General features: G+C 71.8%; 19 protein-coding genes. 12 read left to right on the top strand and 7 right to left on the bottom strand.

Features of this window, described 5'->3' with window-relative positions; all coding sequences use genetic code 11:
- The first annotated feature begins 16 nt into the window (after positions 1–16).
- Positions 17–1,777, top strand: coding sequence for a hypothetical protein (locus tag ACIQWG_RS34270; protein ID WP_404102788.1), 1,761 nt, complete (start codon positions 17–19; stop codon positions 1,775–1,777).
- A gap of 18 nt (positions 1,778–1,795) precedes the next feature.
- Here ACIQWG_RS34270 and ACIQWG_RS34265 read toward each other — a convergent pair whose 3' ends face one another.
- On the bottom strand, positions 1,796–3,103 hold the full coding sequence (locus ACIQWG_RS34265; RefSeq protein WP_404102785.1) for an ABC transporter substrate-binding protein: 1,308 nt from the start codon (positions 3,101–3,103) through the stop codon (positions 1,796–1,798).
- Positions 3,104–3,220: 117 nt separating this feature from the next.
- On the opposite strand from ACIQWG_RS34265, the gene ACIQWG_RS34260 reads away from it, so the two are divergent.
- Together ACIQWG_RS34260 and purU are read left to right on the top strand one after the other, a co-directional pair.
- On the top strand, positions 3,221–3,721 hold the full coding sequence (locus ACIQWG_RS34260) for a hypothetical protein (protein WP_404102781.1): 501 nt from the start codon (positions 3,221–3,223) through the stop codon (positions 3,719–3,721).
- Between the two features lie 58 nt (positions 3,722–3,779).
- A complete protein-coding gene (gene purU / locus ACIQWG_RS34255) occupies positions 3,780–4,661 on the top strand; it encodes a formyltetrahydrofolate deformylase (protein WP_404102778.1) in 882 nt (293 codons plus the stop codon).
- Positions 4,662–4,827: 166 nt separating this feature from the next.
- Here the strand turns inward: purU and ACIQWG_RS34250 are convergent, their stop codons facing one another.
- Together ACIQWG_RS34250 and ACIQWG_RS34245 are read right to left on the bottom strand one after the other, a co-directional pair.
- Positions 4,828–6,222: a maleylpyruvate isomerase N-terminal domain-containing protein gene (locus tag ACIQWG_RS34250; RefSeq protein ID WP_404102775.1), complete on the bottom strand. Its 1,395-nt coding sequence runs from the start codon at positions 6,220–6,222 to the stop codon at positions 4,828–4,830.
- Positions 6,219–6,803, bottom strand: coding sequence for a sigma-70 family RNA polymerase sigma factor (locus ACIQWG_RS34245; RefSeq protein WP_404102772.1), 585 nt, complete (start codon positions 6,801–6,803; stop codon positions 6,219–6,221). Before ACIQWG_RS34245 ends, ACIQWG_RS34250 begins: the two co-directional genes overlap by 4 nt.
- A 360-nt stretch (positions 6,804–7,163) precedes the next feature.
- On the opposite strand from ACIQWG_RS34245, the gene ACIQWG_RS34240 reads away from it, so the two are divergent.
- Positions 7,164–7,544 (top strand): STAS domain-containing protein, encoded by a 381-nt coding sequence (locus ACIQWG_RS34240; protein WP_404102770.1) that lies wholly within the window; start codon positions 7,164–7,166, stop codon positions 7,542–7,544.
- Positions 7,545–7,706: 162 nt separating this feature from the next.
- Complete coding sequence (locus ACIQWG_RS34235; protein ID WP_404102767.1) at positions 7,707–8,219, top strand: EF-hand domain-containing protein; 513 nt, start codon at positions 7,707–7,709, stop codon at positions 8,217–8,219.
- Between the two features lie 3 nt (positions 8,220–8,222).
- Here ACIQWG_RS34235 and ACIQWG_RS34230 read toward each other — a convergent pair whose 3' ends face one another.
- Positions 8,223–9,731: a class I adenylate-forming enzyme family protein gene (locus ACIQWG_RS34230; protein WP_404102764.1), complete on the bottom strand. Its 1,509-nt coding sequence runs from the start codon at positions 9,729–9,731 to the stop codon at positions 8,223–8,225.
- Positions 9,732–9,856: 125 nt separating this feature from the next.
- On the opposite strand from ACIQWG_RS34230, the gene ACIQWG_RS34225 reads away from it, so the two are divergent.
- From ACIQWG_RS34225 to ACIQWG_RS34215, 3 genes are all read left to right on the top strand, one after another.
- A complete protein-coding gene (locus ACIQWG_RS34225; RefSeq protein ID WP_404102762.1) occupies positions 9,857–10,990 on the top strand; it encodes an acyl-CoA dehydrogenase family protein in 1,134 nt (377 codons plus the stop codon).
- A 3-nt stretch (positions 10,991–10,993) separates the two neighbouring features.
- Entirely contained in the window at positions 10,994–11,869 is an 876-nt protein-coding gene (locus ACIQWG_RS34220; protein ID WP_404102759.1) for an acyl-CoA dehydrogenase family protein, read from the top strand.
- Positions 11,870–12,377: 508 nt separating this feature from the next.
- A complete protein-coding gene (locus ACIQWG_RS34215; protein WP_404103507.1) occupies positions 12,378–12,839 on the top strand; it encodes an ATP-binding protein in 462 nt (153 codons plus the stop codon).
- A 446-nt stretch (positions 12,840–13,285) separates the two neighbouring features.
- On the opposite strand, the gene ACIQWG_RS34210 is transcribed toward ACIQWG_RS34215, so the two are convergent.
- Positions 13,286–14,212, bottom strand: coding sequence for a cyclase family protein (locus tag ACIQWG_RS34210; protein WP_404102756.1), 927 nt, complete (start codon positions 14,210–14,212; stop codon positions 13,286–13,288).
- A gap of 97 nt (positions 14,213–14,309) precedes the next feature.
- Here ACIQWG_RS34210 and ACIQWG_RS34205 point away from each other — a divergent pair, with 97 nt between their 5' ends.
- The 3 genes from ACIQWG_RS34205 to ACIQWG_RS34195 all read left to right on the top strand — a co-directional run bounded on the left by ACIQWG_RS34205 (position 14,310) and on the right by ACIQWG_RS34195 (position 17,523).
- A complete protein-coding gene (locus ACIQWG_RS34205) occupies positions 14,310–15,224 on the top strand; it encodes an SDR family oxidoreductase (RefSeq protein ID WP_404102753.1) in 915 nt (304 codons plus the stop codon).
- Positions 15,225–15,328: 104 nt separating this feature from the next.
- Positions 15,329–16,474, top strand: coding sequence for an acyl-CoA dehydrogenase family protein (locus ACIQWG_RS34200; protein ID WP_404102750.1), 1,146 nt, complete (start codon positions 15,329–15,331; stop codon positions 16,472–16,474).
- Positions 16,474–17,523 (top strand): Zn-dependent alcohol dehydrogenase, encoded by a 1,050-nt coding sequence (locus tag ACIQWG_RS34195; RefSeq protein WP_404102748.1) that lies wholly within the window; start codon positions 16,474–16,476, stop codon positions 17,521–17,523. The genes ACIQWG_RS34200 and ACIQWG_RS34195 overlap by 1 nt, the downstream gene beginning before the upstream one ends.
- Positions 17,524–17,683: 160 nt before the next feature.
- On the opposite strand, the gene ACIQWG_RS34190 is transcribed toward ACIQWG_RS34195, so the two are convergent.
- Positions 17,684–18,742, bottom strand: coding sequence for a GlxA family transcriptional regulator (locus ACIQWG_RS34190; protein ID WP_404103505.1), 1,059 nt, complete (start codon positions 18,740–18,742; stop codon positions 17,684–17,686).
- 167 nt (positions 18,743–18,909) lie between these two features.
- Between ACIQWG_RS34190 and ACIQWG_RS34185 the strand changes: the two genes are divergently transcribed.
- Positions 18,910–20,214 (top strand): MFS transporter, encoded by a 1,305-nt coding sequence (locus tag ACIQWG_RS34185; RefSeq protein WP_404102745.1) that lies wholly within the window; start codon positions 18,910–18,912, stop codon positions 20,212–20,214.
- Between the two features lie 133 nt (positions 20,215–20,347).
- Here ACIQWG_RS34185 and ACIQWG_RS34180 read toward each other — a convergent pair whose 3' ends face one another.
- Positions 20,348–20,980 (bottom strand): flavin reductase family protein, encoded by a 633-nt coding sequence (locus tag ACIQWG_RS34180; RefSeq protein ID WP_404102742.1) that lies wholly within the window; start codon positions 20,978–20,980, stop codon positions 20,348–20,350.
- Between the last annotated feature and the right edge of the window lie 31 nt (positions 20,981–21,011).

The following is a 21,011-nucleotide window of genomic DNA, read 5'->3' as shown; positions in this document are numbered from 1 at the left end:
ATTAGTAGGAGTCCCGGTGACGCAGAGTGGACGGGGCGAGGAGCCCTCGGCGCGCCCCGCGCGCGAAGGCATCGTGCTGCCCTCGGACGGCGGTGAGCCGCTGCTGCCGGGTATGACGGGCGGGCAGGTCGGCCGGCCGACCCCGGTGCCGGCCACCCCGCCGACCGCACCCCCGCCCTCGGCGCCCCCGGGCGGCCAGGCCTGGGGCACCCCTTGGGGACCTGAGCAGAACGCGCCCGCGGTGCCCGACGCACCGGGCCAGGCCTGGGGCGCGCAGCCCGGGCAGACCTGGGGCCGCCAGGAGCAGTCGTACCCGGCGCCCCAGCAGGAGCAGTCGTACCAGTCGCCGTCGCCGGCCCCGTGGGGCGCGGCGCCGGACGCGGTCGGGGGCGTGCCGTCGCAGCCGATGCCGCGGGAGGGCGCGTCGTACGGCGGCGGCGCCCAGGGCGCGGAATACGGCCAGGGCGCTCCGGCCGGCGGTGCACCGATGCCCGCTCCGCAGCCGATGTACGGACAGGGCGAGGCGCCGAACGCGCCGCTGCCGCACGAGGGGCACTACGGGCAGTACGGACAGGGTGGCGCGCTGCCGCCCGCCGCGCCCGCCGCCGGTGGCTTCGGTGCTCCGCTGCCGCCCGCCGACGAAGGCGCCACCCAGTACATACCGCCGGTCGCCGACGACCAGGCCACCCGCTACATACCGCCCGTCGCCGCGCCCGCCGTCGACGAAGGCGCGACGCAGTTCATCCCGCCGGTCGGCCCGGGCGCGCTGCCGCCGGAGGTGTCCGGTGAGAGCACCCAGGTGCTGGGACGGGCCCGGCAGCCGGGCGGCGCCGGACCGATGCCGCCGGCCCCCGGGGCCGACGCGGACGCCACGCAGTACATCCCGCCCGTGACCGGGCAGCCGGGCGCGACGGCACACGGCGGCGAGCGGCAGCCGCTGTCCGACTTCGACAATCTCTTCCGCAGCGAGCCGGCCGCCGCCGAACACCCGGCCGGGGCGACCCAGCAGATGCCGCGCTTCCAGCAGCCCCAGCCGCAGCCGCAGCACTCGGACGGGCAGGGCTACTTCCCGCCCGGCTCGCACGGCGGACACGGACACGGTCCCGGCGGTGGCGACGGCGGCCGGGGCGGACGGGGTGGCCGTACGGGCTCCCGGCTGCCGCTCATCGCCGCCGTCGGCGTAGGTATCGCCGTGCTCGGCATCGGCGCGGGCGCGCTGCTCGCCGGCGGGGGCGAGGACGACCCGAAGGGCGACGACAACGCGCCCGTCTCCGCCACCGCCCCGGCGACCGAGGGCTCCTCCTCGCCGTCCGCCGACCCGGCCGAGCAGCAGGCGATCGCCCTGGACAAGCTGCTCGCCGACAGCGGCGACAGCCGTACGACGGTGATCAAGGCGGTGGCCGACGTGAAGTCCTGCGACAACCTCCCGCAGGCCGCCCAGGACCTGCGCGGCGCGGCCAAGCAGCGCAACCAGCTGGTCACCGAGCTGTCCAAGCTCAGCGTCGACCAGCTGCCGAACCACGCCGCGCTGACCACCGCGCTGACCAAGGCCTGGCAGGCGTCGGCGTCCGCCGACAACCACTACGCGGGCTGGGCCGACCAGGTCGCCGGGAACAACAAGCTGTGCAAGAAGGGCCAGGCCCGCTCCACCGGCCAGACCCAGGCCGGCAACCGCGCGAGCGGAACCGCCAGCGAGCAGAAGAAGACGGCCGCGCAGCTGTGGAACACGATCGCCGGGAAGTACGGCCTGACGGAGCGCCAGCCGACCCAGCTGTAGGGGTCGGCCGGCGCAGGGTCAGTTCAGGTCGGCGTTCTGGAGTGTCTTCGTCACGTCGATGAAGTTCTTGCGGGCCGCCACCAGCCGGCCCTCCCGTACGACCTGGAGGGTCACCGCGCGGTTGACCAGTCGGGGGTAGCCGACGGCGGCCAGGACGTCCTGGAACTTCCACCGGAGGGTCGGGGTGAGGCCGCCCGTGGTGACCTTCAGCCCCTTGTTCAGGGCGCCCCGGACGCTGTCGGCGTTCACCGCGCCGTCGCCCAGCGACTCGACGACCTTCTTGAACACCGTGTACGCGATCCAGGTGGTCTGCACACCGGCGTCCGCGGGGTCGATGCGGTTGTCGCCGAAGGCCTGCTCGCTGATGACCTTCTTCATCGGGTCCCAGCGCGGGTCGCTCGCGACCGGGTACCAGCCGGTGATGTACGACCCGTCGTAGGTCGACGCCCCGCCCGTCGCGTTGATCACGGTCTGGTCGACGCTGCCGAGGACCGTGGCGGTGCGTACGTCGGGGTACTCCTCGCGGGCCCGTCGGAAGGAGTCCAGGAAGGTGCTGGTGCGGTCGCCGAGGGCGGGGACCACACAGCCCGATTCCGAGGCGTCGGTGGTCGAGTAGTCCAGCGCCCGTACCGACTGGTTGCCGTACTCGCTGGCGTCCTCGTCGGCCAGCTGGTCGGCGGCGGACGAGTGCTTGCCCGCCCTGAGGCCGGAGTTGAGCAGCGGCGGCAGCTCGTCGCCCGCGATGCTGTCGGGCCGTACCAGCGCGACCGGGCCGCAGGTGCGGGCCAGTTCCTTGCCGAGGCCCGCCAGGAGGGTGGGCTGGCCGCCGTTGACGGGGTAGGAGAGGGGGCTGGTGAACTCGGCGTTGGTGACGCCGTAGCCGCCTATGTACGGGATGCCGGCGCCCTCCAGGGAGGGCAGGAAGGTGTCGCCGTACTGGCTGTAGGAGCCTATGACCGCGGTGACGTTCTCGTCGACCGCGCGGTCGGCGCACTTCGCCGCGGCCACGCTGTCGTTGTGGTCGTTGCAGGTGAGGACCTTCAGCTTGCGGCCGCCCAGGCCGCCGTGGGCGTTGACCCAGCGGGCGTACGCCTGGGCGAAGGCCGGCATGCCGGGCTTGTTGGTCGCCTTGGTGTCCTCAGGTGCCCAGGTCATGACGGTGATCGTCTCGTCCCCGGCACCCCCCGAGGTACCGGGGATGACACCGCATCCGGCGGCCAGCGACGCACATGCCACCAGAGCGGCAGCCGTACGAGCGGTTGCTCTGCCGCGCCGATCGGTGATCATGGGAAGGAGCGTCTTTCGGGTGCGGAGCCTGCCGGTCATGGACACGCACGATTCCCCCACACAACAAACCTGCGCGTGACCCTCGGTTACTTGAAGGTGACGGCAAGGTGAATTACGGGGGCTGGTGATGCGCGTGTGAAGAGGAACGTACGATCGATGACCGTGCAAGGTTCGGATAGCTCTTCCCGTCGCGGCCGTCGCTCATCCACCATGGGCGGCATGCCACTCAACGACATGCCGTGGTGGCGCTGGCGCAGCAATGTGCGCTCCGCGCTGCACATGCTCTCCGACCCGGTGTTCCAGCGAGACGTCTGGCTGGCCGGCGTCGACGGGTACGGCGACGTGACCGACGCCGTGTACCGCCTGGTCGAGGACACCTGGCTGGACAACTGGTCCGCCGAGAAGTACGTCGGCACGATCTTCCGGGACTCCCAGGAGGCCGCGCTGGTCGACACCGCCGTGCTGCGGGTGCTGCGGATCATGCACCAGGTCGGTCCGGACGCCCAGGTCTCCGCCTACGTCGACCACCCCGCGTGGCCGGAGGCGGTGCGGGCGGCCCGGGACGCGCATGTGCGGATGGCCATGGCCGACGGCGATGACGCGGACGCCCCGCCGCGCACGCTCGAGCTGCTGCGGATCATGACGCGGTCCGCGTAGCGGTCCGGCTGACGGAACGGCTGTGGGCCGGGACCCCGGATATGGGACCCTGTGCTGCATGAACGAGCAGTCCACCCGAGCCGCGGTCCCCGCCGACCAGTACGTCCTCATCCTGTCGTGCCCGGACAAACAGGGCATCGTGCACGCCGTGTCGAGCTACCTCTTCATGACCGGCTGCAACATCGAGGACAGCCAGCAGTTCGGCGACCACGACACGGGACTGTTCTTCATGCGCGTCCACTTCTCGGCGGAGTCGCCGGTGACGGTGGACAAGCTGCGGGCGAGCTTCGCGGCGATCGGTGACTCCTTCCAGATGGACTGGCAGATCCACCGGGCCGAGGAGAAGATGCGGGTCCTGCTGATGGTCAGCAAGTTCGGGCACTGCCTGAACGACCTGTTGTTCCGCGCCAGCATCGGGGCGCTTCCGGTGGAGATCGCGGCCGTGGTGTCCAACCACACCGACTTCGCCGAACTCGTGGGGTCGTACGACATCCCCTTCCACCACATCCCGGTGACCAAGGACAACAAGTCCGAGGCCGAGGCGCAGTTGCTGGAGATCGTGCGCGAGGAGGATGTGGAGCTGGTCGTGCTGGCCCGCTACATGCAGGTCCTCTCGGACGACCTGTGCAAGCAGCTGAGCGGGCGGATCATCAACATCCACCACTCGTTCCTGCCGAGCTTCAAGGGTGCGAAGCCGTATCACCAGGCGCACGCCCGGGGTGTGAAGCTGATCGGGGCGACCGCGCACTATGTGACGGCGGATCTCGACGAGGGGCCGATCATCGAGCAGGAGGTCGAGCGGGTCGGGCATGACGTCATGCCGGACCAGCTGGTGGCGATCGGGCGGGACGTGGAGTGCCAGGCGCTGGCGCGGGCCGTGAAGTGGCATGCGGAGCGGCGGATTCTGCTCAACGGGCGGCGGACGGTCGTGTTCGCCTAGTCACTCGGGTCCGACTGTCGTCTCGGCGGCCGCGGGTGAGTGGGGGCTGGTCGCGCAGTTCCCCGCGCCCCTTGAGGTACGTGCGCTGGACGCGCCTTTCAGAGGCGCGGGAACCGCGCGAGCAATCACGAACCACCCGCAGCCGCCGACGCAGCCGCACCGCCCCTCACATCCGGCTCAAGCTCGCGGCGGCGAACAGCACATCCCTGATCGCCGTACGGTCACCGACCTGCCCCGCCGCGGCCTCCTCCGGCGAGACGTGCCCGGCCGCCAGCCGGCAGAACTCCGTGCCGTCCAGCGCCACATGGGCCACCTCATGCTCCGCGGAGCCCACCGCCGCCGGTGAGTCCAGCGGGATCAGCCACTCGCCGCCGCCCGAACCCTCGATCTCCAGCCGCAGACTCCGGCCGGGCTCGCCGGCGGGCACGAGATGGCGGTGCGGACCCGGCGGCGGGGCGGCGAGTCCGGCCTGGCGGCGGGCCGACAGCACCATCGGGAGCATGCGGGCCGCCAGGTCCACCATGTGGTGCAGATCGCTGCCGGACGGCGGCTCGTACGGGTAGTCCACCGCGTCGGCGATGTCCTCGGCGTGCACCCAGCACTCGAAGGCGCGGTCCAGCATCGCGTCGCGCAGCGGTAGTTCGAAGTCGCCGTAGGGGACGGACAGCCCGCCGGTGCCGCCGCCCGTGAAGGACACCGTGCGTACCAGGTCGTGGGTCTGCTCCCGCCAGGGCGCGCGGACGGCGCGGGTCGGCGGGTAGTGCGAGGCCCGCCAGTACGCCTCCGTGCGTCCGGCGGGCGTCGCCCGGTCCGCCGCCACCTCGCCCATCGGGTCCGCGAGGCCCAGCGCGACCGCCACCATCCCGTCGACGGTCAGCAGATGCGCGATGACCCCGGCGACCGTCGTACGGCGGCTCGTCGGCTCGTCCTTGCGGAACCACCGCAGCCGCACGGGCGCGTGCCACTCGGCGTCCCCGAAGTCCTGGAGCAGGGCGTCCAGGCGGGCCGTCTCGGCGTCGTAGGGCGTCGCCCAGGCGGGCACCGGGATGCGCGGCGGGCGGCGTTCCAGGCAGCCCTGGAGGACGCGGGCGCGCAGGGACGGGTCCAGGTCGAGGCTCTCGGCGGGGTGCAGCAGTCCGACGGCCTCGCGCAGCCGCCGGGCCTCGTCCGCGCAGGAGCCGCAGTCGCCGAGGTGGTCCTCCACGGCCGCCGTCTCCTCCGGCGAGCAGGCGGCCAGCGCCCAGGCGCCGAGCAGGGACTTCAGGACGCGGTGCTCCAGCACGAGCGGCATCGGGCGCGGCACCGGGTCCGGCAGGGGGCGTCCGGTGTCCTCGACGGAGGCGCGCGGCAGGGGTATGCGGGGCGGCTGGTCCGGGTCGGGCTCGGTGGTGGGGTGCAGGTCGTCGCCGTTGCCGTTGTCCATGCCGTCGGTGCCGCGGGTGGTGTCCGCGGGGCCGTTCTCCTCCTGGTTCCGTCGGTGTTCCTCGCCGGACGAGGAGCCGTCCTGCGGTGGCTGCCCCTCGTGCTCGTCGTACGCCTCGAAACGCCCGGCCCCGTTCACGCCGCACCTCCGTATCCCGGCGGTGCCCCCGGGGAGGCGCCGGCGTCGTGGGCCGTGGCCAGCAGCTGGAGGCCCAGGCGCAGACGGCGGCGGGCCTCGTCCTCGGTGACGCCGAGGTCGGCGGCGGTCTGGCGGTAGTCGCGGCGCTGGAAGTAGGCCAGCTCCAGGGCGGCGCGCAGCGGTACGGGCATGGACTGGACGATGTAGTCGGCGCGGGCGGCGACCGAGGCGTGCCGCACCTTGCGCTCCAGCTCCTCGGTGGAGCTCTGGTCGGCCACCGCGAGGGCGGCTGTCTCGGTGGCGCGCAGCCGCTGCACGGCGAGACGGTGGGTCAGTGTGGCGACCCAGGAGCGCAACGGGCCCTGCTTGGGGTCGTAGCTGTCCGGGTGCTCCCAGACGTGCGCGAAGACATCGCGCGTGAGGTGGTCGGCGGCCCGCTCGTCGCCCAGCACGGTGTGCGCGAGGCCGTGCACGAGCGAGGCGAACCTGTCGTAGAGCTCGCCGAGGGCGGCCGCCTCGCCGCGCGCGAGCCGCTGCTGCATCTTGCGGTCCCAGCGGGGCGGTGCGTCCTTCTTCGCCATGAGGCCCCCCTCACCGGTCCGTCCCGGAGTCCAGCGTGCGTCTGCTGTCTCCACGAATGTAGTCGGCACGCCCGAGCGCGCACGCCCCTTTGTCGCAATGTGCGCCCCTTGTTGAGCCATGGCTGGTGACGCACCTCGCACTCGTGATAGAGGGCCCGCGGCACTCCTGACAGGGGCCTGGTATCGGCTTGGCTACCCGGCCACCACGCGATCAGACACGATCGAACAGGATCGAATGCGATTGAAACAAGCCTTTTCTGACCGCCGACCGTTTTTTAGCGGGTGTTTCGGGGCACAGCCGCTGGGCAGCCGCGCTGCAAGGAAGCGTAGGAGTCGCTTCCGTTTCAGCGAGCGAGGGGCATGGTGGTGACGTTCAAAGTGACCGGCGGCGAGCGGGGCAACTGGGCCGTGCTCCAGGTGTCGGGCGAGCTGGATCTGGTGACCTCGCCGGGGTTGCGTCAGCACATCCATGACGTGGTGGCCGAGGGACGGCACAGCCTCGTCCTCGACCTCTCCGACGTGATGTTCTGCGACTCCAGCGGGGTCGGCGTCCTCATAGCCGCCCGCCGGCTGATCCGCTCCTGCCAGGGCAGCCTGCGGCTGATACTCCCGGCGCAGGGCGCGGCGGACGGGTCGCACGTCAACCGGGTCCTCGGGGCACTCGGAGTGCGCAGGCTGTTCGACGTCCACCCCGACCTGGCGTCGGCGGTCAGGGACGAGGCCGACCCGCTCTCGGCATGAGAGCCGCCCGGGGCGCACGAGGACACGCCGTTCTGCCACATCGTTGTCCCAAAATTCCCCCGGTCTTGGCACAACCGCCGCTTTCCGGCGCCCGCGCGCCCTCGGGCGTCGTACGCTCCGTGGCAGATGCACCCCACATGACGTAAGGCGGCCCGATAAGACATGGTCAGCAGCGAGTACGAGCGCAAGATCGCCGCCCGGTTCGCCACCTTCGACCAGGACGGCAACGGCTACATCGACCGGGAGGACTTCAACGCGGCGGCCAAGGCGCTGCTCGCGGAGTTCGGCACCACCGCCCGCTCCGACAAGGGCCAGGCGCTCTACATCGGCGCGGAGGCGTTCTGGCAGGGCATGGCCGGGATCGCGGACCGCGACGGCGACCAGCGCATCACCCGCGACGAGTTCGTGAACGGTGCCGTCAAGCGGCTGCGCGACAACCCCGACCGGTTCGCCGAGATCGCCCGCCCCTTCCTGCACGCCGCCCTCGCGGTGGCCGACCCCGACGGTGACGGGGCCGCCACCGTCGCCGACACCGCGCGGGTGCTGGTCTGTCTCGGTGTGCGGCAGGACATCGCCGAGGCGGCCGCCGCCACGCTCGACACGAACAGCGACGGCAAGGTGGCCGAGGGCGAGGTCGTGACCGCCTTCGCCCGCTACTTCACCGTCCCCGAGTGACCTCTACACCGGTCCCGAGAAGCGCTCCCTGAGCTTGTACTTGAGCACCTTGCGCAGGGTCTCGTTGCGCGGAAGGGCGTCCACCACCTCCAGCCGCTCCGGCAGCTTGTGCGTCGACAGCCCTTCCCCGCGCAGATACGACGTCAGCGCCGCCAGATCCGGCGGCTCGGCGCCGGCCGGCTGTTCCACGACCGCGCAGACCAGCTCGCCGCGCTCCGGGTCCGGCAGTCCGATCACCGCGACGTCGCCGACCGCGGGATGCCGGTGCAGCAGGTCCTCGATCTCCTTCGCCGAGATGTTCTCGCCCTTGCGGATGATCACGTCCTTGAGCCGGCCGGTCAGCACCAGATGCCCGCTGCCGGTGAGGTGCCCGAGGTCGCCGGTGCGCAGGAACCCCTTCTCGTCGAAGGCCGCCGCCGTCTGTGCCGGATCCAGATAGCCCCGGCACACCGCCTCCCCGCGCAGCCGCACCTCGCCGTCCACGATCCGTATCTCCATCCCCTCCGGAGGCCGGCCCTCCGTCGTCGCCAGGTTCTCCGCCGTGTCGTCCGGCGCCCCCATCGTGATCATCGGCACCTCGGTCATGCCGTATCCGTGCGTCAACTGGACGCCCATCTCGCGCACCACCGCGTGATACACCTCCGGCGGCTTCGGTGCCCCGCCGCCCGCCAGCAGCCGCAGCGAAGGGATGACCTTCCCGCCGCCCGGATGCCGGCGCTGCTCGGCCAGGAACATCGAGTAGAACGCCGTCGACCCGCCCGCGATCGTCACCCCGTGCCTCCGGTACCCGGTCAGCGCCTCCGGCAGTGCGAACTGCTCGAACAGCACCGTGGGGAAGCCGTACAGCAGCACCATCACCATGTAGTCGGGGCCGCCTATGTGGGCGTAGGGGAAGGCGATCGAGCCGACGTCGGTGGACCTGGGGCGCAGCGCGTGGGCCAGACAGGAACCGCCCGCGAGCAGCGAACGGTCGGTGTGCAGGACGCCCTTGGGGTCGGACGTCGTGCCCGAGGTCCAGTAGATCCAGCGCACGGAGGTGCCCTCGGCGGGCGGCGGGGGCAGTACCGAGGGATCGCCGTCGGGCAGGCTGTCGTACGCCTCGAAGATCCCCTTGGCGCCCAGGCGCCGCGCCATCCCGGTGTGGTCGAAGCCCCGCCACTCGCCCGGCACCGCGAAGAACTCCGCCTTCGACTCCCGCAGCGCGAAGCCGACTTCGCGGTCCCGGTAGAAGGGGATGACCGGCGACTGCACGGCGCCGAGGCGGGCGAGCGCGAAGGACAGCACGGCCGTCTCGATCCGGGTGGGCAGCTGCCAGGCGACGACCGTGCCGGGGCGTACGCCCAGGTCGTGCAGCCCGGCCGCGACACGCTCGGCACGCGCGCGCAGCCCGCCGAAGGTGAGCGTGCGGTCGTCCTGGAGGAGGACGGGGCGGTCGGGGGTCAGTTCGGCGCGGCGTGCGAGGAGTTCCCAGAGGGTGCGTGAGGAACTCAGGGCGTGTGCGGTGTCGTTCACGACGACTCCCTTTGTCTGACGGTGCGTCAGGTCGGTGCGGAGAGCGTAGGACCCGGTGCCTTGTCGGTCCAGGGGTGCGGGGCTAGCCTGCTGCTGAATCTGACGGATCATCAGGCAGGTGATGGATGGACCTCACGTACACGCCCGAGGAGGAGGAGTTCCGGGGGCGACTGCGCGAGTGGCTGGGGAAGATCCTTCCGACGCTGCCGCCCAAGCCGAGCCCGGACGACTGGCCCGCGCGCAGGGCGTACGACCTCGGCTGGCAGCGCATGCTGTACGACGCCGGGTACGCGCACGTGCACTGGGACGCCTCCCCGACCCTCCGGCTGATCTTCCTGGAGGAGACCGAGAAGGCGGGCGCCCCCTATGTGGGCGCGAACTTCGTCGGGCTGCTGCACGCGGGGCCGACCGTCGCCGCCGAGGGCACCGCCGCGCAGCGGGCGCGCTGGCTGCCGCCGATCCTGAGCGGGGAGGAGGTCTGGTGCCAGGGCTTCAGCGAACCGGACGCCGGATCCGACCTCGCGGCCCTGCGCACGCGCGCGCGCAGGGACGGCGACGACTATGTGGTGAACGGGTCCAAGATCTGGACCTCCCACGCCGAAGTCGCCGACTGGTGCGAGCTGTTGGTGCGCACCGACCTCGACGCGCCCAAGCACCGCGGGATCAGCTGGCTGGCCATGCCGATGGACGCGCCGGGCATCACGGTACGGCCGCTCAGGACGCTGGCCGGGTCCGCCGAGTTCGCCGAGGTCTTCCTCGACGACGTGCGGGTTCCGGTCGCCAACCGGGTCGGCGACGAGAACGACGGCTGGCGCGTGACGATGGTGACCCTGTCCTTCGAACGCGGCACGGCCTTCGTGGGCGAGGTCGTCGCCTGCCGGCGCGTCCTGCGCGAACTCGCCGCCGAGGCGCGTGAGAACGGGCGCTGGGACGATCCGGCGCTGCGCCGCAGGCTGGGCCGGCTGAACGCCGAGTTCCGGGCGCTGTGGCGGCTGACGCAGTGGAACGTGAGCGAGGCGGAGGCCGTCGGGGGCGTGCCCGGTGTCGGGGGTTCGGTTTTCAAACTGAGGTACTCGCACGCCCGTCAGGAGCTCTACGACACCGCGGCCGACGTGCTCGGGCCGGCCTCGCTGGATCTGGACCGCCCGTGGACGCTCGACCGGCTGTCGTCGCTGTCGTACACCATCGCCGCCGGCACCTCGCAGATCCAGCGCAACATCGTCGGGGAGCGGATCCTCGGGCTGCCGAAGGGGCGATGACGGATGCGGTTCCAACTGACCGAGGACCAGCGGGCATTGCGGGACGGCGTGCGCGAGCTGCTGGCGCGGCGCTTCGGGGCGGAGGCGCTGCGGGCGGCCGTCGACCGGCCCGGCCGCCTGGACCGGGCGCTGTGGCGGGAGCTGGGCACCGCCGGGTTCTTCGCACTGCGGCTGCCCGAAACTCACGGAGGGGTCGGACTCGGCCTGCCGGAGGCGGTATTGGCCTTCGAGGAGGCGGGACGGGCGCTGCTGCCCGGACCGCTGGTGGCCACCCATCTCGCGGCGGGGGCGGTGCCCGGAGCGGCCACGGGGGAAGCGGTCGTCACGACCGCCGGGAACGGGCTGGTGGAGTGGCTGGCGCAGGCGGACGTCGTACTCGGCGACGCGGCGGCGGCCGAACCGCTGAGATCGGTCGACCCGCTGACACCCCTGCACCGGGTCGCCTCCGGCCGCGAAGTCGACCCCCTCACCGTGCTGCTCACCGCGGCCGAACAACTGGGCAGCGCCGGGCGCGTGTGCGAAATGGCCGCGCAACACGCCCGGACGCGCGAGCAGTTCGGGCGTCCGATCGGAGCCTTCCAGGCGGTGAAGCACCTCTGCGCGGAGATGCTGGTGCGCACGGAGACGGCCCGCGCCGCCGTCTACGCGGCGGCCGTCACGGCCGACCCCGCCGACATCCACACGGCGCGGCTGCTCGCCGACGAGGCGGCCGTGCGCGGTGCGCGCGACTGTCTCCAGGTGCACGGCGGCATGGGATTCACCTGGGAGTTCGAGCTCCATCTGCATCTGAAGCGCACATGGGTGCGGACACATCGTGCCGGAGAGGTCACGGAAAGTGAGGAGAGTCTGGCCGCCGAACTTCTCGCACACCCGACCTAAAGCACCCTGGTCTGCGCTCTCGCGGCGGACGTCCGTACGGATGTCGCGGATTGTGGCATACCGGAATTACGGAGCGTTGATATCGGGTTGTGTCCTACGTGTGACTCGTCACGGCCTGGAGTCGGCCGTTCGCTCCGGTACCTTGTGTGAGATGCGAGTGGTTCCGAGCACGAGCCATGCCGGAGTTGCCTCTGAGGCGGCGCCGGATCCGGCGGTGCCCGCCGGTGCTCGCAAGGCGCGAGGGCGGTCCGTCCCCGCCTGTTCGACTCCCCACGACAAGCGTCGCACAGTATGCCGCACGGGTAATCCTTCACGCTGGAATATGCCCGAAGCGCTTGTTGGGGTGACTGTACGTCAACCATGCTGTCAGCCAAGGGACTCACGTTGCGTGACCCTGGCTCTGGCCATTGATCTGGCCATGAAGAGAATGGCTAGGATCGTGGCCCCCGTGAGGCGCGGGGCCATGGGTCCGCCGGTTCGGATGGTGTGAGCGGTGCAGGTGCTTCAAGTGCAGCTGGAGATCCGGCCCGACCCCGCTGAAGTGGGGCGAGCCCGGCGGTGGGCCCGCTCACGGCTCGCCGGATCCGGGATAGGTGCCGACGAGCCGCTCGCCGAGACGCTGATCCTGCTCGTCTCCGAACTCGTCACCAACGCCGTGGTCCACACCGGCTGTCCGGCCGTGCTGAGGCTCTCCCTGCCCGGAGCGGCCCAGGAATCCGCCACCGTCCGTCTCGAGGTGGCCGACCGCAGTGGCCGCGCGCCCGTGCCCCGGTGCGCCGACGGTGACGCGACGGGAGGGCGCGGACTCGCCCTCGTCGACGGACTCGCGGACCGCTGGGGCTGGTGCTCCGAGGGCGGCGGCAAGCGGATCTGGTGCGAACTGGACCGGAGCGCACAGTCGCAGGGTGCCGCTGCCGCCTACGGCAGTGGGTCGTCGGCCTATGAAGGGCTCGCGTACGAGGCCGTGTGACGGGCGCACGGCGCTGCTGGTGCGCCGGGGTTCGGCGCAGGGTTGCAGAAAGCGCTGTCTCCTCAGCTCGGGTGAGCGTCGGTGCGCCCGGGCGTGCTCCTGTGCGCGGTTCTTTTAAATCGGGCGTAAGTAACAAATCCCCGAGTGGGTGTTGACGGGGCGTGCCCGTCTGATCACGCTTGTGGTCAGCGATTCGCCGTGAGGGGACGACGAGGACTTCGGTGACGGGAGCCCTTGCCGAGCGTGGGTCGTGATCGGCGTCGGTCCCTCCCCGGGCCGGCAGAGGCCGGGGCGGGTACGCCGGAGTCGGATGGCGGCGCGCGGTGTCGTGCTCGGGGCGGATGGGGCGCCGCCCCGGTCGAGCGAGGCCGGGAGCTGGGGGAGCCGCGCCGCCAGCCGACCTCGCCGGGTCTACGGAGTGTGACCGCCCGACGGGGAGCCGGACGTCAGAGTACGGCCACGGGTGCGACGGGAGTCCCCGTGCCGCCGACGAACGGCTCGGGCATCGCCGACAGCAGGAACGTATAGCGGCCCTCTTGTCCACAGGCTGTGGACAACTCTTCGAGATTCCAGTTCTGGCCCTGGAGCATCCCCATCTCCACCAGATGGAGCGCGTGCACAGGCAGCCACAAATCCTCTGTCTCGGGCGGAAATATCTCAAACGTCAGGGTGTCGTTCGCCACGGCCGCCACATCGCGCGCGTGGAACCACTCCGGCGTGCGGATCGACAGACCCGGCGACGGATAGCCGTACCCGTGCTTGTCGCCGGCGAGATAGACCTGGATCTGACCGGTCCGTACGACGACGATGTCGCCGGCGCGCACGCGCGTACCCGCGAGTTCCTCGGCCGCCTCCAGGTCCTGTGGGGTGACCGCGTGTCCGCCGTCGAGCCGGGCGACGCCACGCGCGCGTGCCACGTCCAGCAGCACCCCGCGCGAGACGATGTGCCGTGCCTTGTCGATGCCGCTGAACTCGGCGCCCCCGTGCGGGGTGATGGTGTCGGCGGGGCGGCCGTTGTAGAGCCGGCCCGAGTGCGAGACATGGGTGAGCGCGTCCCAGTGGGTGCCGGCCTGAAGGCCCATCGTCACGGCGTCGTCGCTGCACGCGACGGTTCCCGGGCCGAACAGTTCCTGGTTGATCTGCACCATGGCGTGCAGCGGGTTGACCCGCCCAGGGATCATCCCGGTCTGCACACCGTCCTGTCGGAGCGGCAGGGCGAGCGGGACGCGGCGGCCCGTGCGCACGCAGGCCGCGGCCTCGCGGACGACGTCGTCGGTGATCAGGTTCAGGGTGCCCATCTCGTCGTCGGCGCCCCAACGGCCCCAGTTGTTCACGCGCTTGGCGATCTCGTGGAACGCGGCCGGCAGTGACATCGGTCCTCCCCGGGGGCTTGTCTCCGCGTATCTGATGGGTCGTAGAATCTGAGTCGAATCTAACGGACCGTCAGAAACTGCGGGAAGGGGCCGGGGCGTGGGGAACTTCTTGGCAGGCAAGGTCGTCGCCGTGACCGGCGCGGGTCGTGGCATCGGACGGGCGGTGGCGCTGGCCGCCGCGGCCGAGGGCGCCCGGGTCGTCGTCAACGACTACGGGGTGTCCGTGGACGGGGTCTCGCCGACGAGCGAGGTCGCCCAGGCCGTCGTCAAGGAGATCGAGGCGGCGGGCGGGGAAGCGGTCGCCGTGGCCGACGACGTCTCCACCATGGCGGGCGGACAGCGGATCGTGGACACGGCGCTGGCGTCGTACGGGCGGCTCGACGGCGTCGTGTGCGTCGCCGGGATCCTGCGGGAACGGATGCTGTTCAACATGACCGAGGAGGAGTGGGACCCGGTCGTCGCCACCCATCTGAAGGGGACGTTCACCGTCTTCCGGGCCGCATCCGCCGTGATGCGCAAGCAGCGGGCGGGGACCCTGATCGGGTTCACCAGCGGCAACCACCAGGGCTCGGTATCGCAGGCCAACTACAGCGCGGCGAAGGGCGGGATCATCTCGCTCGTGCGCAGCGCCGCGCTGGGCCTGAACAAGTACGGGGTGACCGCGAACGCCGTGGCGCCGGTCGCCCGTACGCGGATGTCGGCCGGTGTTCCCACGGAGCTGGCCGAGATCGGGGAGCCGGAGGACGTGGCCGCGCTGGTGGTGTATCTGCTGTCGGACGCGGCTCGGGAGCACGGGGTGACGGGGCAGGTGTACACCGTCGCGGGGCCGAAGATCGCGGTGTGGGCTCAGCCGCGGGAGCTGCGGTCGGCGTATGCCGACGGTTCCTGGACGCCCGCGCGGATCGCGGAGGTGCTGCCCGGCTCGGTGGGAGTGGATCCGATGCCGATGCTGGCTCGGCTGGAGGCGATGGAGAGGGCGGCGCGCGATGGTGCGCGGCCTAACGCCCAATAGCCCGGGGGGTGCCCCGGGACGGCGGGTGAGGGTCCGTTGTGGCCTGTCGCGCCGTTCCCCGCGCCGCTGAGGTGGGAGATCCGACCGTCGCTTGGGAGGTTGCCGTGGACTTTGGATTCACCGCTGAGGACGAGGACTTTCGTGCGGAAGCGCGGGCCTGGCTCGCCGAGCATGCCGTGGGTGGACCGGAGCGGCAGGCGTGGGAACGGACCCTCGGGAAAGCCGGGTGGATCGGGCTCGGGTGGGGAGAGGGCGGCTACGGCAACCGGGTGGCCACCCTCACCCAGCAGGTCGTCTGGGCCGAGGAGTACGCCCGCTCGGGGGCGCCGGCGCGGTCCGGACACATCGGGGAGAAGCTGCTGGCCCCGACGCTGCTCGCGCACGGCAGCCAGGAGCAGAAGGCGCGGTTCCTGCCGCCGGTCGCGCTCGGGGAGGAACTGTGGTGCCAGGGCTACAGCGAGCCCGGGGCGGGGTCGGACCTCGCCGGGGTGCGCACCAAGGGCGAGCGGGCCTCGGACGGGACGTACCGCGTCACCGGGCAGAAGATCTGGACCTCCCTCGCCCATGAGGCGGACTGGTGCTTCGTGCTGGCCCGCACCGAGCCGGACTCCCGGCGCCATCACGGGCTCAGCTTCCTACTCGTCCCGATGGACCAGCCGGGGCGCGTCGAGGTGCGGCCGATCCGGCAGCTGACCGGCACCAGCGACTTCAACGAGGTCTTCTTCGACGGGGCCCGCGCGGAGCACGTCGTCGGCGGTGAGGGCGCGGGGTGGCGGGTCGCGATGAGTCTGCTCGGATTCGAGCGGGGCGTGTCCACGCTCGCCCAGCAGATCGGGTTCGCGGGGGAGCTGGCGCGGGTCGTGGGCGCGGCGGTGCGGTCCGGCGCGGTGGAGGATCCCGTGCTGCGGGACCGGCTGGTGCGGCAGTGGGCCGAGTTGCGGGTGATGCGGTGGAACGCCCTGCGGACACTGGGCAGTTCGGGCGACGCCGGGGCACCGAGCGTGGCCAAGCTGCTGTGGGGCGGCTGGCACCAGCGGCTCGGGGAGCTCGCGCTGCGGGTGCGCGGTGCGTCGGCGGGCGTGGGCCCGCGGGAGTGGGAACCCTCGGCGCCGTACGAACTCGACGCCGCACAGCATCTGTTCTTGTTCTCCCGCGCCGACACGATCTACGGCGGCTCGGACCAGGTTCAGCGCACGATCATCGCCGAGCGGGTGCTCGGTCTGCCCAGGGAGCCCAAGGGGGTCGTCTGATGCGCGCAGTGATGTACGACGGCAAGCGGGTCGAGGTCGTGGACGATCTGGAGGTGCGCGACCCGGGGCCGGGTGAAGTGCTCGTCGCCATCTCGGCGGCCGGGTTGTGTCACAGCGACCTGTCTGTGGTGGACGGGACCATACCCTTCCCGGTTCCTGTGGTGTTGGGCCATGAGGGCGCCGGGGTCGTGGAAGCGGTGGGTGTGGGCGTCACCCATGTGGAGCCCGGGGACCATGTGGCCCTGTCCACCCTTGCCAACTGCGGTGTGTGCCCCGAATGCGACCGGGGGCGGCCGACCATGTGCCGGCAGGCCATAGGGCGTCCGGGGCGCCCGTTCCGGCGTGGTGCGCGGGAGGTGTTCCAGTTCGCGTCCAACTCCGCCTTCGCGGAACGGACGGTGGTGAAGGCCGTCCAGGCGGTCCGGATCCCCAAGGACATTCCGCTGCCGTCCGCCGCGTTGATCGGGTGCGGGGTGCTGACGGGGGTGGGCGCCGTGCTCAACCGGGCGCGCGTCGACCGCGGGGACCGTGTGGTGGTGATCGGCGCCGGCGGGATCGGGCTCAACGTCATCCAGGGGGCCCGGATCGCGGGGGCGTTGCGGATCGTGGCCGTCGACGCCAATCCGGCGAAGGAGGCGGTGGCGCGGCAGTTCGGCGCGACGGATTTCCTGACGTCGGTGGAGGGGGTGCGCGAGCTGCTGCCGACGGGGGCCGACCACGCCTTCGAGTGCGTGGGGCGCGTCGAGCTGATCCGTGCCGCCGTCGACCTCCTCGACCGCCACGGTCAGGCCGTACTGCTCGGGGTGCCGGCCGCGACGGCCGAGGCGTCGTTCCTCGTGTCGTCCATGTACCTGGACAAGTCGATCCTGGGGTGCCGGTACGGGTCGTCCCGTCCACAGCGGGACATCGCGCTGTACGCGGAGCTGTACCGGGCGGGCCGGTTGCTGCTGGACGAGTTGGTGACGCAGACGTATCCGGTCGAGGACTTCGAGAAGGCGCGGGCGGATGCGGAGGAGGGGCGGGTGGCTCGGGGCGTTCTGACGTTCTGAGGGCGCCCCTGGGAAGGGGGCGGGCGTCGTGGTTGGGGGCCTTGGTCAGGGCAGGTGTGTGCCGGCCGTCCGGCGGAAGGTGCGTCGTGGTGGGGGGCCTTGGTCAGGGCAGGTGTGTGCCGGCCGTCCGGCGGAAGGTGCGTCGTGGTGGGGGCCTCGGTCAGGACAGGCGTGTGCCGGTTGTCCGGCGGAAGGTGCGCCGATACGCCGTCGGTGTCACCCCCAGCGCCGCCTGTAGGTGCTGGCGCATCGACTGGGCGGTGCCGAAGCCCGCGTCCCCGGCCACCTGGTCGACCGAGCGGTCGGTGGACTCCAGGAGGTGACGGGCGCGCTCGACGCGTTGCTGGGTGAGCCACTGGCCGGGACTGATGCCGACCTCCTCGCGGAAGCGGCGGGTGAAGGTGCGCACCGACATCGCCTCCTGGTCGGCCATGTCGCGCAGTTGGATCGGCTCGTGCAGGCGCCCGAGTGCCCAGGCGCGGGCCGTGGTCGTGGACGACTGCTGCGGGTCGGGGACCGGGCGCTGGATGTACTGTGCCTGGCCGCCGTCGCGGTGCGGCGGTACGACGGTGCGGCGGGCCACCTCGTTGGCGATCACGGTGCCGTGGTCGCGGCGCACCATGTGCAGGCACAGGTCGATCCCGGCCGCGACGCCGGCCGAGGTCAGGACGTCGCCGTCGTCGATGAACAGCACGTCCGCGTCGACCTTGATCTTCGGGAACAGCCGCTGGAAACGGTCGGCGTCGGACCAGTGCGTGGTCGCCGGGCGCCCGTCGAGCCGGCCGGCCGCGGCGAGGACGTAGACGCCGGTGCAGATCGAGGCCACCCGGGCGTCGGGCCGGATGTGGGCGAGCGCGGCGGCCAGTTCGTCGGTCAGCACACCTTCCTCGAAGACCGGGCCGAGTTCGTACGACGCCGGGATGATCACGGTGTCGGCGGTGGCCAGGATCTCCGGGCCGTGCTCGACCTGGACGGCGAAGTCGGCGTCGGTCCGCACGGGGCCCGGCGGCCGGACCGAGCAGGTGACGACCTCGTACAGATGCCGGCCCAGCGCGTCCTTGGGGCGGCCGAAGATGCGGTGCGGGATGCCGAGCTCGAAGGGGAGGAGGCCGTCGAGGGCGAGGACGACCACGCGGTGCGCGCGGAACTCCGGCTCGGGGGCGCTGGGCAGGGCAGGCTCGGGGGCGCTGGGCACGCCAGGCTCCGGCGGGCGGGACATTCCACGCTCCGGCTCGCTGGACATCGCACCCTCCGGCTCGCCGTCCGTCTCACGCTCTGGCTCGCGCGCCCCTCCACGCCCTGTTTCACCGCCCATGGCCCGATCCTAACGAATGCTGTCCTTCGGGCCAATGGATCCGTGGGCGACGAGGCCCGAAGCTCGTTGTCGTGACGCAGACAACCGAAGCCGCCGCCGCCGAGGAGTCCTCGCCGGGGCCACGCCGTACCCGTATCCACCGTGCCTGGTTCGTCGCCGCCGTCGCCTTCGTGACGATCCTCGGCGCGGCCGCCTTCCGCTCCCTGCCGGGGTTGCTCATCGACCCGCTGCACGAGGAGTTCGGGTGGTCGCGCGGCACGATCGGGGCCGCCGTCTCCATCAACCTCGCCCTCTACGGCCTCACCGCCCCCTTCGCCGCCGCCCTGATGGACCGGTTCGGCATCCGGCGGGTCGTCGCGGTCGCCCTGACCGTGATCGCGCTCGGCTCGGGCCTGACGTACTGGATGACGGCCGCCTGGCAACTGCTGCTGTGCTGGGGCCTGCTGGTGGGCCTGGGTACGGGCTCCATGGCGCTGGCCTTCGCCGCGACCGTCACCAACCGCTGGTTCACCGAGCGCCGCGGCCTGGTCACCGGCATCCTCACCGCCGCCTCGGCCTCCGGCCAGCTGATCTTCCTGCCCGTGCTGGCCCTGATGGTCGACGCGGGGCACTGGCGCCCCGCCGCCGTCACGGTGGCCCTGGCGGCCCTCGCGGTCGTCCCCTTCGTCTGGCTGCTGCTGCGCGACCACCCGGCCGACGTGGGCCTGAAGCCGTACGGGGCGAAGGAGTTCGTGCCCAAGCCGGTCCCCGTGCCGGGCGCCGCGCGCAGGGCGGTGCGGGTCCTCTTCTCGGCGGCCCGCACCGGCCCCTTCTGGCTGCTGGCCGGCACCTTCGCGATCTGCGGCGCCTCCACCAACGGCCTCATCCAGACGCACTTCGTGCCCGCCGCCCACGACCACGGCATGCCCGTCCCGGCCGCCGCCTCGCTGCTCGCGGTCATCGGTGTGTTCGACGTCGTCGGCACGATCTTCTCGGGCTGGCTCACTGACCGGTTCGAACCGCGCAGGCTGCTCGCGGTCTACTACGCCCTGCGCGGCATCTCCCTGCTGTTCCTGCCGATGCTGCTCGCCCCGTCGGTCCACCCGCCGATGCTCTTCTTCATCGTCTTCTACGGCCTGGACTGGGTCGCCACCGTCCCACCGACCATCGCCCTGTGCCGTGAGCAGTACGGCGAGGACAGCGCGATCGTCTTCGGCTGGGTCCTCGCCTCCCATCAGGTGGGCGCGGCGATCGTGGCCTTCCTCGGCGGAGTCGCGCGGGACGTCTTCGGGACGTACGACATGGTCTGGTACGCGTCCGGGGCGCTGTGCGCGGCGGCGGCGCTGATGGCGCTGGTGATCCGGCGGCGGACCGTGCCGGTGGGGGCGGTGGCCTGACGGCGCCGGTGGGGACGGCCGCTCGGCGGCTCCGGTGGCGGTTCCCCTCCTCGGAGGTTGCGGCTCCGGTGGCGGTTTTCCTCCTTGGAGGTTGCGGCTCCGGTGGCGGCTTTCCTTCCTCGGAGGTTGCGCCTTACAGGAACCGCCCGTTGTGGAACAGCAGGGGTGCGGTGTCCGCCTCATCGTCCGTCGTCCCCAGCGCGTCCACACGGCCTACGACGATGAGGTGGTCGCCGCCCGTGTGCACCGCGTGGATGGTGCAGTCGATCCACGCGAGCGTGCCCGCGAGGCGCGGGGAGCCCGACACGGGGGCGGCGTCGTACGTCACCCCGGCGAACTTGTCCGCCCCGCTCACCGCGAAGGCGCGGCACAACTCGCCCTGGCCGGCGCTCAGGACGTTCACGCAGAACACGCCCGCGCGGGCGATGCGCGGCCATGTCGTCGACGTACGGCCCACCATGAAGGCGACCAGGGGCGGGTCGAGGGAGAGGGAGGAGAAGGACTGGCAGGCGAAGCCGGCGGGGGTGGGGGAGGGGGCGGGGGCGGGGGCGGTGGTGTCCCGGTCGTCGTTGATGGCCGGTGCCGTGACAACGACCACGCCTGTGGCGAAGTTCCCCAGCACACGGCGGAATTCGGCCTGCGGGACCGGCGCCCGCTCGTCTTCCCCGACACACCGAAGTTCCGGGCGCGGGTGGGCTGTCAGGGGCGGCGCGTCGGCCGTCCTGAGGTAGCGGACGGCCGCGGCCGCCATTCCTGCGTGTCCCATCACGCCACTCATTGAAACTGACTGAGTGTCA

It is taken from the genome of Streptomyces sp. NPDC098781 (assembly GCF_044759995.1).
Lineage (GTDB): Bacteria > Actinomycetota > Actinomycetes > Streptomycetales > Streptomycetaceae > Streptomyces.
The sequence above is the reverse complement of the archived record's forward strand: the minus strand, read 5'-3'. Positions and strand labels throughout refer to the sequence as shown.